The following is a 14,315-nucleotide window of genomic DNA, read 5'->3' as shown; positions in this document are numbered from 1 at the left end:
AGCTATGGTTGTAACTTGTGCCATTGGGACATGTAGTCTTCCAAATCTCTCTGATCCTTTTCTGGAAGATGGGACTTCATCTCGTTTATTCTCGTTGTTAGATGCTTGATTTGTTTGAGTCTTTCTTCTGTATGCGGTACGGTTTCGTCGTTGAAGGCTTGCCTTACCTTGTGTGCTATACGCGCGAGCTGATAGGAGACGTTGCCGTCATCGAAAACGCCGTCAGCCTTTGCTGTAGTCAGTAAGTCAAGCTGTTTTGAACACGGTAGACTTTGCAGGAGCTGAGTCACTTTCTGTTTTGTTCTTTTGTCGAAGCCGTTTGCGTGCATGTCCGACAGCTCGTGTGTGATAGTCTGAGCGAGCTGATCGTCTGTTATTTTGCCGGCGGCATGCTTGATGCGTGCCACTTCCAGTGACTCGAACTGTTGCTCCTGGTTGTGCGGTGTTCCGTCTTTAGGGAGATTTTTTTCCATCTCGGCGGCGGCTACTTCAGGCGTATTCAGCGCGTTATACATGTCTTGAATGTTGATTTTGTTTTGTCCCAGATGATCTAGGGTCGCTCCCCACTGGTTGTCGACTGCAACTTTTGCTGGTTGTCCAGCAACATAGTCTGTAATCGTGACGGCGTGCCAACCGCCTGATCCGCCGGCTGTGCCTCCTCCAGAGTCGGTGTAGAAGGGTTCGTTGCCGGTGTGAACGACAGCCACCAGTGGCAGTTTGCCGTGCTCTTTCGCGTCTTTTAATTTCGCTTCCAGCTCATCCACGCTCTTCACGTTGCTGCTACTTAGGTGCCAGTCCTTTGACTGGCTGCCCTCGATCTGGTTACCGGTGTAGACAACTTTGTCGTTGTCCAGTCTGGGGCGATTGAATTCGTCTTCCCTGGTGCCGGTCAGCTTAGCGAAAAAGCCAGGTCGCATAATTTGCGGTGGGTTTGACGAATAGTCGACGATTCTTTCACCAGTGTCTGGTGGAGTCAGTGTCGGATCGATCTTACGTTGTTCGTATCGCAGATTGGGTTCGTTTCCTGCATACCAGATGTTGACTGCGCCAATTTGGAAAAGCTGGCTGGCGTGGTCACGGATGCCATTGACTTTTCCTGCTTTGGCTGCTTCTTGGTCGGGTGTCAGATCGTCTTTATTGAGAACGACTTTGACATGATCTCTGGTGGTTCTGTACTCGCCTGTAGTGGCAAGGTCTGCCACCATGCGCGCTGCTTCAGACGGTGTTGAAGTGTAAGTGCGAGTCTCTACACTATTGACCGAGCATGTTCTGTGCTTCCCCTGATCGATTGATGTCGGGTTGGCTGCGTGCTGCATGGTCTGTTCTGCCAGTGTGATTCTTTGATGCTCAGTCACAGGAAGAGTCGGATTGTCTTTTGCCTCGATCAGTCGACCGATCTGCTCATATGTTTTCTGCGCTTCCTTGAAAGCGCGAATTTCAGCGTCTTCACGATTCATACCTTGCATCTCGTATGACCTGGCGAGTTCGGGCATGCGGCTCTCGAACTGGCGGACCGATGCAGCAAATTGTTCGCGCTCGCTAGTCGTCATTTTTTGATAGGCTTGATCGAGCAGATGGTCATGTTCTTGCTGACACTCTCTCAGTGCTTTTTCTCGCGGAGATTCTGTTGCAGTGCCTGCATCGTCAGTCTTGTGCTGCTCCAGCGGTGCATTCTGGATCTTGTCTGCTGTGTCCGTCGACCCTTGTTTCTTTACTGGAACCTGTTTGTCTGCTGTGTCTGTCGGCTCTTGTTTTTTTGCTGGAACCTGCTTGTCTGTTGCGTCTGTCGGCTCTTGCTTCTTTGCTGGAACCTGCTTGTCCGCTTGGTCTGGATGGCTTTTACTATCTTTGTCGACGAGCTTTTGCTCAGCCTGCTTTTCCGTGTGCTCTGGCTCGGTCAAATGCAGAGCTCGTCCATCTCTGATTTTGTCTGGATCGGCAATGTGGTTGATGGCCGCAATCTCAAGCACTTTTGCACGAATGGAATTCCAGTCGTGTAAGTTGAATTCTCTGGCGACGATTTCACTTAGTGTCTCGTTTTTCTTGATTTGATGGTCATTAGCGTGGCTGTGACTATCTAAGACAATGGCTAGAGCCGGCAGGCTGTGAGCAGAATCACGCTGGCGTTGCGACTCGGCCGTGTGGATGGCATTGGCTTGCAGAAACTGCTGCTCATCGACAGGGTGGGCTAACAGCGCCTGTTTTGCCTGTTCCGGCTGCTTTTCGTGCAAAGCCTCAATCGCCACGTTTGTGGTCCTCTCAGGTAAGAAGAATCGGGTTCTGGGCAATCTGGTAAGGTGAATCAGACCAGTCTTTTGTATATCCGAGTTGTGTCTGATTAGTGGCAATGAAAAAAGGACGGTTTTTACACCGTCCTTTCTTTGATTCCGAGTTGCCTTGATTCCGAGTTACCGGGTTACCTGGACGCCAAACTTAGCCGCACTTCGAAAACCCGCAGCCCTGGCAGACCAGGCAGCCGTCGATTTTTACGAATGCTTCCGCTCCGCATTTGCCGCACGATGGTAGTGCACGTCCGCCTTGTGCTGCCTTCGTTTCTTCAGGGGCTTGCATGCTCACTGTTTCAGTCAATTTGCTCATGAAAGTCAGCTGTTCGAAGTTTGGATCAACTGCACCGCCGTGTTGTTTGCGATATTGCTGAATGGCTTTTGCTAAGCCGTCGCACGGCGATTGGATAGTGATCGCTTTGTCTGAATCGCTGAATTTGAAGAAGGCAGGATAGCCTGATTGAATGTTGACGAGCTGGCTGACAATCGATGATTCAGCCTTGGCGCGTTCTTCTTCACCAAATTCGGCGGCATATTGCAAGAACGATGATGCCAATCTGCCGACTGCTTCGAACAAGCCTGCTTCAACTGCTCCTGGTTTACCCATTCTGGCGTAGACTTCGATCAATTCGCCGGGGCGATTCGATTCGTGGTTCAAGCTTACGTGCAGTGTTGAGCCACCCTCAGGCGATCCGACACGTACTTTGTAGGTTTGACCAACAGTTTCTTCTACGTCGATGTAGCGCTTTTCTTGATGCCCGAGCAATGTGAGCAGATCGGAGTTGCGAGCATAATCTTGAGCGGCGATTTTTTCCACTGGTTGGCTCAAGCGACTGCCGTCCGGATAGAACGTGATGTCTTTGACACCCAGTTTCCATGCCAGCATGGCTGCATCATGAACTGCTTCGGTGCTTGAGTCGAGCGGAATCGAGCAAGTATTAGAGACCGAGTTGAAGGTTTCCGGATACTCTTCGGCACCTTTGTGAATAGCCGAGAGATGACGGATGTAGGCGTCAGGCTCGATTTCCACGCGAATAGGGAAGGCCTTCTGAACTGCTTCAGGCACTTGAGCGAGACCGCGGCACGATTTGTTGTTGTCGCGAATTGCTTTCATCAGAGCGTTCTGCTCTTCTTCTGTGGCAGGCCAGGCGCCGTGCTTGATCATCATTTCTTTGAAGCCTGGAGCGACGAAATCAACGAAGCGTGAGCGTACTTTTCTGGAGAAGACGATGCCGTTATGCGGATCGACACCCCAGCTGGTTTGCAGTGCTTGAGCCAATGTTCCTGTCGGTGCATTGTTTGTCATGCAACTGTTGCGAACGCGTTGATTTTTCTTGTGGAACTTGCTGCCTTCCCAGAGTGGGTAGACACCTCGTTCTTTTGCCAGTTCGGTAGATGCGTCGAAAGAAGCTCTGGTGTATTCGCGGAACAGTTCTTCTGTCGCGGCCAGTGCTTCGGGGCTGCCGAATTCAACACCAAGGCGCGAGAGAAATTCTGCGATACCAGCAAAGCCACCACCATTTCGGCGTTCAAGGCGGGCTGTCATGTTTTGAGCAGGAATCGGATACCAGCTTACGTCGGTGACGTTGTCCATGAAGCGCTGTTGAATGCGAGCGACAGCTTTCATGGCGGTCATGTTGTAGGTGCCATCAGGGTTCCAGAACTCGTGATGAGCGGCATGCAACGATGAGAGGTTGCAGTTGCCCATGTAGGTGCGTCCGTCGTGCCCGGGACCGGCAGGCAGGAATTGTTCGCCGCACGGGTTGCAGGTGTTCAGGTCATAAGCGTGATCGTTGGCGTTGCCGGCGTTGACTGTCTCATAGAACGCCAGACCGGGTTCGCCGGAGTCTCTCATGCCTTCGACGATTCGGGCAAACACTTCAGGCGCATAGAAGTGACCGCGTACTCGAACATATTTGTCTGTGATCTCGACAACGGCATTCGGCAGTTTACGTGCTGCTTCCAACGCTTCCGGATATTTGTCGATTTCAACTGAGTATTCTTCGTATGTCGGTTCTTTCGTCAACTTGTTGACGATGATCTGTCCCTTCGCATCGTATACGGGTTTGCGTGGATCGTAAGTCGGTCCGGTCCAGGTCTTCTTATCGAACGAAGTGGCGTAGAAGCGCTTCTGTTCGACTGCTTCCATAAAGCCCGGCATGGCAAGAACAGTAACGTTCGTGTTCTTGAGGTAGTTCTGACGCTCGATGTACTGTGCGTACAGTTCGCCATATTTTGCTTCGGCAGCGGCGAGGACGCGCTTCTTGTAGTTGTGACCGTTTTCACCCGGTTTTTGCTTGAGTTCGCTCAGCATCGAGTGATAGACGCTCGACAGGCTTGGCGGTGGATAAAGTTTCTTCTTATCGATAAAGAAGAGAATGTCGGGGTGATCTGTGTTGCGCAGTTCGATCAGTGCGCCACCGCGACGACCGCCTTGAGCAACGGCTTCGACAGCTTTGGCGATAGTTTTTTCGTAAAAGCGATCTGGACCGGAAGCTGCTGCGCCGTTTGAGATTACCGACGACCACGGTCGCAGGCTGGAGGTGTTCAAGCCCATTCCCATAGCCGCTTTGGCGGCCAGTGCTTCAATGCGAGCTGCTTCTTGAATGCCTTCCAGGCTGTCGATCACATAGGCAACGCCGCATGCAGCCAGACATCCTGAGCCACGCAGTTCTGAAGCCAGTTTGCCCATGGACTGTTCGTGTGTACTCATTTTTTCAGTTTTGCGGTTCAAGAAAGCGTGGCGCAATTCTTCTGAACGAAGCCAGATGTCTTCTTCTTTGATGCCGGCCAACTTGCCGTGTGCCCAGTACTGCAATACTTTCAGGGAGACTTCAGGGTCTGCATTGATATTGGCTGGCGTGTTGGCCCAGTATCTCTGGTTGCCGATGTTGTCAGCGAAAGTAGCTGCCCACTGTTGGACACGCGGGTGAGCTGTAGCTTCTGTCAGTTCGAGATCTATCAATTCAGTTGGTGTCAGGGCATACTTCAACTCGGCGATGGCGATTGAGAGGGCAACGCGGTGGATGATCTCGTTGATATTTTCCACTGGCAACCCACTGGAGGAATCTCTCTTACCGTAGAGACCGACCAGTGTTTCCTGTGTCGATTCCCAATATAGGTTTGTAAAATTCGGCAGCCCGGCCTCGGCAGGTACGGGAGTCGAATTTTGGCTATTGGCCTGTGATAACAATTCCTTCTGTTGGACTGTCAACATATATAGAAAATTCCTTTCCAGATGGGATGCTTGTGGTTGTGTGCGTTCGAAGATAGCTCCGGGGAAACAGAGCTTCGGGGAGAAAAGATTGTGCGGGCACGAACAAAAGACGCTGCGAACGTACTTCGCAGGCAGACCGTTTAATTGTTATTTGGAGTTGAACTCCGCGCTCAAAATTTCGTTGGGAATAACATACTACCGGTAGGGTCACTAAGGCAATGTGTAAATTTAGTGACAAAAGCTGTTCAAAGTTGTTTTGCCTGACAGGTGCCTGGTTTCGGGCAAGATAAAATGTCGAGATTGTCTGCCATCATGTGCGGTGCTTAACCTACATCTAGTGTCGCCTGCCAAGAGAAGAGCGGGGCTGCAAACTGCCAACTGGCTTGACTTTCAAAAAAGGCGTATATCCGCTGGCGCGCTGCTGTGCGTATATGTTTACTGCTAGTTGGCCATCGAATTTGGTGGCATCTATGGCATCTTTTATAGTTGCGGCAGATATCGTAGAAGGGCTTTATATGCGAGGCTTGCTATGCCTGACCGAAAATCGGATCTTTGCATGTCTGATAAACGCGCCTTGTATATCCGTCCTGACGGCACCATAGACAGTGGTGTAGCAGTGTATATGCAATCGTCCCGAAAACCATATCAGGCGGTCGATGTGCCAGGTTTTGCTAATATGAGGATTGAGAAGAACAGATTAGCGCTGTCTTAATTATGCGCCGCTAATTCTTCCTCTTCTGAGGGTTTTGGTTGACTCTGGTGTTGCAGTCGTCCGGCATTGGTATCAAATATGGTGCCTGTGACTGGGCGAGAAAGTGTTTTAAGCGTCGCCCTTTTGCCGCAGGTTTCTTTGAGTCGTTCATGAGCCGCCTTTGCGAAGATGGTAGTCTAATTTGCGGTTATCAGCGGAGGATTTATGCGAAACAGATGCGCCATCGTGACGGGCTCCACAAGCGGTATAGGCTTGGCAATTGCCACGGGTTTCGCCCGGGAAGGCTGCAACGTTATGCTCAATGGGTTTTCCGATGAAGCAACCGTTCAAACGCTCTGTAATGAGCTATCCGCTTATGACAACAAGGTTCTTTATAACTCGTCCAACATGGCAGTGCCAGCCGAAATTGAAAATTTGATCAAAGACTGCGAGGAGCGCCTGGGTCCGGTCGACATCCTCGTCAACAACGCCGGCGTGCAACACACTGCACCAATTGAAGAATTTCCGGCCGAGCAGTGGGACAGAATTCTCGCCATCAATTTGACATCGTCTTTTCATACAACCCGTCTGGTTATTCCTTCAATGCGCAAGCGAAACTGGGGGCGTATTATCAACATCGCCTCAGTGCACGGGCTTGTCGCCTCAGTACACAAATCTGCTTATGTAGCAGCGAAACACGGTATGGTCGGTCTAACTAAAGTTGTGGCACTGGAAACAGCCGAGATGAATATCACCTGCAATGCCATTTGTCCGGGCTGGGTGCGCACGCCGCTCGTTGAAAAGCAGATTGAAGCGCTGGCTAACGATACAAACTTGAATCTCGATGAAGCAACCATGAAGCTGCTCATGGAGAAGCAACCCAGCAAGCGTTTCGTGGAGACTGACCAGATTGCCGCTCTGGCTGTTTTCCTGTGCAGTGAATCGGCCTGCAACATAAGCGGCATAGCCCTGCCTATCGACGGTGGTTGGATCGCTCGTTGAGGCTTACCAGTCGGGCTTCAGCGCACACCCCGCCTCTTGACTTTCGGCTTTGAAATTGCCAAAAATCCTCTCTTAAAGATGAATGAGGGCGTCAGTGCTGGGTATGATTCCAATAGGAGTCCTGGTGCTTGCTGCATAGGTAGGATTCTCCGCGTGGGTGTTAGATGCCGCTTCGGGATTCGTTTCGACAACCAGACAGTAATGCTCGTGCTACTCCGCGGCCCAATAAATTGCCACGTCCTCCCAGCCGAGAGGACATAGATTTCACGCTGCAGCGGGCCCGCAACAAACCGGGTACGCCGTTTGGCTTGCAATGGACCCAGAGTGACACTGTCTTCGTGCTCAGTATCACCTGTGACGAGAGCCAGTCGGCTCCAGCCTGGCTTCTGCAGTTCGGCACAGGGGCTGAGCGTACAGTGGCATGGAGCTATAAGTCTTATGATGTCTCATACATTCAGAGTTTGATTGAAGCTTCTGTGCAAAATCCGCACAGTGATGCCGCTTTAGCCGATGAGGAATTTGACCCGCAAGCGTTGGAAGAGTCTGCCAGCAAGCTTGTCGGTACTACTTTCGCCGATCAGTATGAAATTATTGCTGAACTGGGCGAGGGCGGCATGGGCATCGTCTACAAAGCGCGAGACATCGAGACTGATCGTTTCGTCGCCGTCAAGGTTTTGCACAAGCGATTGCTGCGCGAGCCCACCAGCAAGAAGCGCTTCGAGCAAGAAGCGCGGGCTGCGATGAGTCTTGCCCATCCCAACTTGATATCGGTTTACCGCTATGGATTCATCGATTCAACCATTCCCTATCTCGTCATGGAATTTATCGACGGATACGGTCTGGATGATGAGCTCAAGGAAGTTGGACAGTTGGATCTGCCCACATTTCTCGATTTGTTCATTCAGTGTTGTAACGGTTTGAAGCACGCTCACCAGAAACGCATTATTCATCGTGACCTGAAGCCGAGCAATCTGATGCTCGTTAAAAATGGCGAGAGCACGCTCATCAAGATAGTAGATTTTGGTGTCAGCAAAATGCTCGAAAAAGAGATCACTAATCAGGATCTGACGCAAGAAGATCAGCTGATTGGCAGCCCCTACTACATGAGTCCCGAGCAGTGCAAAGGCGAAATGGTTGATGCCAGGGCTGATATCTATGCCCTCGGTTGTTTGATGTATCAGGCTCTGACTGGTTTTGTGCCCCTGGCTGGTGACAATGCGCTGCAGACGATAGGCAAGCACATTTGTGAAGCGCCTCTGCCGCTTATGGGCGTGCGACCAGACCTGCATATCCCTGTCAGTTTGCAAAATTGCATTTTAAAGGCGCTCGAAAAGGAGCCTGACGATCGGCAAGCCAATGTTGATGTGCTGCAGAATCAGCTGCAGGCAATCATGGATGAATATGTCGAAAAACCACCTGCTGCCGAGTCGGAAGTGGCTGCTCCTACTCACTTCCTTGTCGATGTCGGCGACTTGCCTGCCAGCACTTATCAGGCCGCTCTGAAAGTGCAGATGCTCTTGCGCAGCGGCTCCATGACATTGACTCAAGCGGCTGCCGCTCTAGATCGCGCTCACTTGCAAGGTGGGCTGATTGTGACGGAAGGCTTGACCAGGGACATTCCTGCTGATTTGAAGGGGATCGAGACGCCTGTGGAAGCCATTTTAGTGGAAGCAGGATTGATCAAAAACAGCGTCTGGAAGACAGTTTTGCGCTTACAGCAAGAGATGCGCACGAAGCGGCTGACTAAAGAGCAGGCGATGGAAGAGTTCAGGCGGCAGCACCCTAAACCCGTTGTCGTGCCGGTTCCCGAGCCAACACCCGAGCCCACGCCCGCCCCCGAGTCGAAACAACAGGCTGCAGATGTACCCAAGGATATCCTGGAGTTGATTTTGCGGGCCGGCATAGTTTCACAGTCTGACGTCGACGATCTGGGCTCTGAAGAAGCCGATAGAACCAACCTGGCCAAGCGTCTTGTGGCGGTAGGTAAGCTGGACAGCGATACTTTGATTGCGGCCAGGCAGTGTCTCAGTTTGATCGAGCGCAACAGGTTGGCAACAGAAAGGGCCATTATCGCTCTGTTGTATTGTCAGCGCAGCAGGGTCGATTTATACCACTCGTTTGAAGAACTCGGTTGGGAGCGTCCCTAGGCTGCGCAAATACAACGTTTGAGTGAGCACCCGGGTTGTCTCGTCAACTAAGAAATTTTTTCACATAAGTCCTGCACTGATGACACATTGTTGCCACAGTCATGTCATAACATTGTCACTGAAATGGTTCAGACTTTGAATATCGGCAAAGTAGAGAGGTCTGAACCGTGGCGATCAATCAAATAGACAGTGGAGATGCCCTCATGCCAGTTGTTTTCAAACAAGGATCTTTCAACAGAGTGGCTGACGGCACGTTGATGGATTTCAACCCTGAGAATCAGCCCGCCATTGCCGAAGGCATGTACGCGGTGGTGGAAGGGGAATCCAAGATTACGGCGCAATCCGGTTCGCTGGTCTCTGCTAAGGCAGGCACGCATGTTATCGCCGAGGAAGGTTCCAGAGTGATCGCATATGAAGGTTCACATGTTTATGCAGAGCCTGGTTCAAACGTGATCGCTCATCGCGGCTCGTCCATTCGTGCTCGCGTTGGCTGCACGGTTAAAGTGCACGGTGGTGCTCGAGTCGTCTACGAAGCGTAAAAACATAGCCACAGATCTAATAGCACCATTTCTAAAGTTCCGGTTCGCAATCGAGCGAATGCATCTTGAGCTGCAGCTGGAGAGAGCGGCTCGCAGACCGGTTTTGCCGCGTCCGGTGGCGGCTGTTACTGTCCGTGATGATGACCGTGATGAAAGCGACGATCCACTCGATCTCGATGATTTAGATGAGCTGGCTGCTCAGGCGCAAGCCTTTTCTGCGGGTGATTTCAGTCAGTCGGAAGAAGTCGAAGCTGCTCTCGAGGACGAGAGTTTTGACGACGGTCTGGAAACCCAGCTGGCCTTGCAAGTTCCATATGTGCCGATTGCCGAACACTATGCACTGGGTTTGGTTTATGACCGTGGTCAGACTGAATCTATTGTTCGACAGGATTTGCTCAACAAGTGGGATATGCAGTTCAGTGAAGCGCTGGGCATCGCATTTGCCAACTTGAGTGAAATCTCTTCCTACCCCTTCGAACTCGTGGCACCTGGTGTCTACATGGCACCACCGGGGTTGGATCACAACCCCGCTAAGCTTCTGCTCACCGACAAAGTGGCAAATTTGCGTTTAAAAGGTATGCCTGTTGCCATAGTGCCTCATGCCAATCAAGTAGTAATAAGCGGTTCTGAAGACATTCTCGGACTGAAGTTGCTTTTGAAGATTTCAAAAGATTTGACCAGTGCTCCAGGTGGATCGATGGCACTGCCTATGGTGCTGTCTGAGAACAACTGGTATCCGTTCAGTCTGCCCGGAGACCATGAATTGTTTGACCAGTTCGACCGCATGCGGCTGAGCGTGATGTCGACGATGTATGCCGAGCAGAAGGCCTTTTTGCAGAAGATTTATGCCAGAAGCGAAACTCCTTATTCCGTTATCGACTATCTGGAGCGGTCCGATGGCGAATACAATTTCAGCCAGTCGATCATCAATGAGCAAGATTTGCCGGCACTGATTCCCCTCGCCGATTCACTCGAGTTTCGCAAAGCGGAAGAAAACATGCCGCTCAAGCGAGTCGCCAACGGCAATTTAGACAAGTGTGTAAAATCTCTCTCTGATCTGCTGCATGCGGCCGGTCTCTACCCTGAGCGCTGTCGGCTGGAGAAGTTTCCAGACAAGAAGCAACTGCGTTCAATTGGGTTGGACGGCTTCAAATCGGCTTACGAGAAATATATTGAGCCGGCCGCAGATCCCAAAAGAGTTGTGGAAGATACTTTGCTTCTGCCGATTTATCCAAACTCGCGCCCGAAGGGAGATTCCAGAGAGTACCAGGGACGTTACAGCATGGATTTCCTCAGCACCGATCAAACTGCACTGGTCAGCAAATTCTACTTCGATGCGCTCAACAAGTCTGTTTCCACGGCTGTCTTCAATTTCCATCTCAGCAAAACGGTTGTGGTAGATCCCTACAGTCCAATTAGCCAGAACTTGATGAATCAAATGCTGGCGGCTCACTACAAAGGGCGAGCGCCTGACCCTGTCATGAATGCCATGCCCACTCCGGACACCTATGTGCTTTTTGATGAGACGCAGACGATATCACGCTCGGTGTCACTGATTCGAGCTCAGCACAACGGTACCGTCATTATTCTTTCCAAGAAAGCTCACTCCGAAGCAGAGATTCAACTGCGAAGCGCACTTCCGATAAACGATGCAGACGATCTCAATCAGGTTTTTAATTTGCCGATACACCAGGCGCTTACACCTGTAGGCGCCTGCTTGAATGAAACGCACGCTCAGTCGCAGTTATTCAGCGTCGTCGGTGCTTCGCTGCAAGAAGTATCATTGTTCTATTTGGCGGCGCTGAAACAGAGCAGCTATCTCACCGCTACTTCCTCGCAATATTTCATCGAAGCGATCAAACCGGTTGAGACGATCTCCGTTCATTTGGGTAAAGGCATAGCTGGCGAGCAGTTTCTGCAATTGAAGCGCGTACACGTCAGCAATAAGCCGGTCAACGTGAAAAAGACTGAGCAACTGCTGGATCTTGAAAAACGTCTTGGCGTCGAGCTTTATGCCGAGTCTGTGCCTGACGGCAGACTCTTTATAAAAGACAAGGTGTTCGAGCAGAAGTTTGTCAGCAACGACAATCCCCAGGCTGTGGCGCGGTTTTTCAGATGTGTGATAGCGGAGCCTGTATTTATTCCGATGGAGGATTACCGTCCGAACTGCTGGCTTGTGCAATCAATTGCCGGACGCAAGGCTGGAGAAAGCATCTCCGTTCTCGTTCTGGCCGGCGCCGAACGCACTGTTTACGTTGTGCGGACGATTCGCGTATAGTCTTACATGCCATCAGCGCATCAAGCGCGCTGACCGCACCGACATGGCATATTCCGTCAAGCAAGTTTGTGCATCCCGAACGTCGGTTGCATCGGGTTTCAGCGCCCTGCTTGCGCTTCTTTGAGATGATTGAAGCCCATGCTGACCTGCGCTCTCGGCAAAGCTAGAAAATGGGCAAGGGCTTGGGCTATCGACTCCGCATCACGCTGCACCTTATCTTTCTTGCCTGGATGGAGCAAAATGTCGAGGTCTTTCTTGCTTGTTCCTTCTATCGTTAAAGGCAGAAGCACTTCCGTTTTGCCTCCGACTGGAGGCCGCGAACAGTCGGGGAAGTCGGGATGAAGAGCGTATTCATCGAGCAAGATTCCGTTTTTGTATAGTGCGAATCTGAGATTTGCGCTTCTCTCAACCATGACTGCCAGCGCGATCGTGTCTAAATGTCTGGAGAGTGAAAAGGCAAACGCCTTGAGCAGGTCGAAATCGGGGGCACCGTCTTCGGTGGCGCGTGGATAGACGCTTACCCAGGGCGTTCCCGCTCGACCAAACATTTTTGACTGCGTGATTTCGGCGGCGTCAAGTGCCGCGCGCACGGCTGCCGCGTCATCGGTATGAAGATGAATGTTGGTGAACGATGCCGTCACTACTTGCCGGGCGCTGCGGCGCCGGGAGATTCTTTTTCTTGTTTGGGGGCGGGGGCCGTTGAAGGTGGTGTCGAAATTGGAGCAGGGACGTTGAGAGCAGCTTTCTCTGCCTCGCTCAGGTTGGCAGTGAGAAGGTCTACTTTGCGTTTTGCTTGCTCGATGCGGCGATCGTCTTCATTAGTGCGGTTTGCCGCCTGTGCTTTCAGGTGCGCGAATTTGCCGTAGGCTTCAACTGCAGCTTTGCTGTGTCGCAGCCCTTCTTCGGCTTGTCCTTTGAAGTAGAAAACCTCTACTCCGTTGGGATTCAAGCTGATTGCCTTATCTAAGTCAGCCAGCGCTTCGGCAAATTTGTAGTCTCCAAGAAGGGCTTGGGCTCTAGCTGTTAGACTCTCGAAGTTGTTCGGGTCAACAGCAAGTGCCTTGTTTAAATTCTCGAGCGCTTCTTTGTTTTTGCCTGTTTCTGCCTGTACTTTGCCGAGCAGGGCAAGGAATTTCACGTTGGTGGGCTCGAGCGCAACTGCCTCTGTCATGCATCTGATTGCCATTTGAGGCTGTTTTCGCCAGGCCATGCTGGAGAAGCGATAGCGTACTTCTGTGTTTTTCGGTTCGAGAGCGGCGATTCTTTCAAGGTCTGAAGCGATCAAATCTTCGTTGCTTTCATTGAGAGATTTGTACAGCTTGAGGCGCTCTTCATAGTATTTTGCTTTGCTCGGACCGTCTGGTACCTGGACAATGACTCGATTTAAATCTGCCAGTGCAAGATCGTATTTTTTCTGTTTCTCGTAGATTCTTCCACGCATAGCCAGACCGAATGCATCTTTATTGTTGCAGGCAATGGCGGCTGAATAATCTGCAATTGCTTTATCCAGCTGGTTCAGTCCTAAAAACGCGGAGCCGCGTGCATCGTAGATTTGACCGGCTCGAGGGTTTGTAGCCAGGAATTTGCTGCAGTCAACTATGGCTTTGTTGTATTGCTTCATGGCCTGATAGATTGCCGCGCGAGTAGCGTAACGGTCAGCAACGTTCGGGTCTGATTGAATGGAGCGATTAACGTCAGCCAGTGCCTGCGGATATTTCTTCAAGTCGAGATTGAATTTGGCACGCTCGTAGATAACCTGTGGGTCGTTTCCGCTGATTCTTACTGCCTGATTGAAGTCGGCCATTGCCAGGTCTGTTTTTTTCAGAACCCGATAGAACTGGGCCCGGTTCAGGTAACCTGCATACTCTGTTGGGGAGGCCTTGATGGCTGCGTTGTAGTTCTTCAACGCTCCGGCATAGTCGCCTTGCTTAGCGAGTGTCGTGGCGCGCTCTGTGTAATCGTTGGCTTGCGATGATTGCGCCTCAGCCATGGGCAGGGAAAACGCGCTCAAAATTAGTAAGGTTGGCAGTAGACGTTTCATTTTTAACCCTTCACTAAGTACTTGGTATTTTTCTGCCCCAGATTGCTATTGACTAGACTGTTGGGCGAAGCGCCGAGGGTTTGCCCACGACAATAGGCAATAGTACAACATGTGG

General features: G+C 51.3%; 8 protein-coding genes. 4 read left to right on the top strand and 4 right to left on the bottom strand.

The annotated features are described in order from the left end of the window. Nucleotides 1–2: 2 nt before the first annotated feature. Nucleotides 3–2,246, bottom strand: a complete 2,244-nt coding sequence (locus EKK48_12565) for a hypothetical protein (GenBank protein ID RTL41748.1) — start codon at nucleotides 2,244–2,246, stop codon at nucleotides 3–5. A 187-nt stretch (nucleotides 2,247–2,433) separates the two neighbouring features. Further along, entirely contained in the window at nucleotides 2,434–5,502 is a 3,069-nt protein-coding gene (locus EKK48_12560; GenBank protein RTL41747.1) for a hypothetical protein, read from the bottom strand. Between the two features lie 916 nt (nucleotides 5,503–6,418). Between EKK48_12560 and EKK48_12555 the strand changes: the two genes are divergently transcribed. The 4 genes from EKK48_12555 (at nucleotide 6,419) to EKK48_12540 (ending at nucleotide 12,159) form a co-directional block, all read left to right on the top strand. After that, nucleotides 6,419–7,195: a 3-hydroxybutyrate dehydrogenase gene (locus tag EKK48_12555; GenBank protein ID RTL41746.1), complete on the top strand. Its 777-nt coding sequence runs from the start codon at nucleotides 6,419–6,421 to the stop codon at nucleotides 7,193–7,195. Between the two features lie 164 nt (nucleotides 7,196–7,359). Further along, complete coding sequence (locus tag EKK48_12550; GenBank protein ID RTL41745.1) at nucleotides 7,360–9,342, top strand: serine/threonine protein kinase; 1,983 nt, start codon at nucleotides 7,360–7,362, stop codon at nucleotides 9,340–9,342. 203 nt (nucleotides 9,343–9,545) lie between these two features. Then, nucleotides 9,546–9,881 carry a hypothetical protein gene (locus EKK48_12545; protein ID RTL41744.1) on the top strand — a complete coding sequence of 112 codons (336 nt, stop codon included), beginning with the start codon at nucleotides 9,546–9,548 and terminating at the stop codon, nucleotides 9,879–9,881. 58 nt (nucleotides 9,882–9,939) lie between these two features. Then, complete coding sequence (locus EKK48_12540; protein RTL41743.1) at nucleotides 9,940–12,159, top strand: hypothetical protein; 2,220 nt, start codon at nucleotides 9,940–9,942, stop codon at nucleotides 12,157–12,159. Between the two features lie 98 nt (nucleotides 12,160–12,257). Here EKK48_12540 and EKK48_12535 read toward each other — a convergent pair whose 3' ends face one another. Beyond that, on the bottom strand, nucleotides 12,258–12,800 hold the full coding sequence (locus EKK48_12535) for a hypothetical protein (protein ID RTL41742.1): 543 nt from the start codon (nucleotides 12,798–12,800) through the stop codon (nucleotides 12,258–12,260). Continuing rightward, entirely contained in the window at nucleotides 12,800–14,200 is a 1,401-nt protein-coding gene (locus EKK48_12530) for a tetratricopeptide repeat protein (protein ID RTL41741.1), read from the bottom strand. The genes EKK48_12535 and EKK48_12530 overlap by 1 nt, the downstream gene beginning before the upstream one ends. Nucleotides 14,201–14,315: the final 115 nt, after the last annotated feature.

The sequence above is a fragment of the Candidatus Melainabacteria bacterium genome, from assembly GCA_003963305.1.
Lineage (GTDB): Bacteria > Cyanobacteriota > Vampirovibrionia > Obscuribacterales > Obscuribacteraceae > PALSA-1081.
This window is presented reverse-complemented; position numbering and strand designations above follow the sequence as displayed.

Bases quoted from the DNA above. Each gene is read 5' to 3' on its own strand.
- EKK48_12560 (RTL41747.1), bottom strand. From the start codon at position 5,502: ATGTTGACAGTCCAACAGAAGGAATTGTTATCACAGGCCAATAGCCAA.
- EKK48_12555 (RTL41746.1), top strand. From the start codon at position 6,419: ATGCGAAACAGATGCGCCATCGTGACGGGCTCCACAAGCGGTATAGGC.
- EKK48_12550 (RTL41745.1), top strand. From the start codon at position 7,360: ATGCCGCTTCGGGATTCGTTTCGACAACCAGACAGTAATGCTCGTGCT.
- EKK48_12545 (RTL41744.1), top strand. From the start codon at position 9,546: ATGCCAGTTGTTTTCAAACAAGGATCTTTCAACAGAGTGGCTGACGGC.
- EKK48_12540 (RTL41743.1), top strand. From the start codon at position 9,940: ATGCATCTTGAGCTGCAGCTGGAGAGAGCGGCTCGCAGACCGGTTTTG.
- EKK48_12530 (RTL41741.1), bottom strand. From the start codon at position 14,200: ATGAAACGTCTACTGCCAACCTTACTAATTTTGAGCGCGTTTTCCCTG.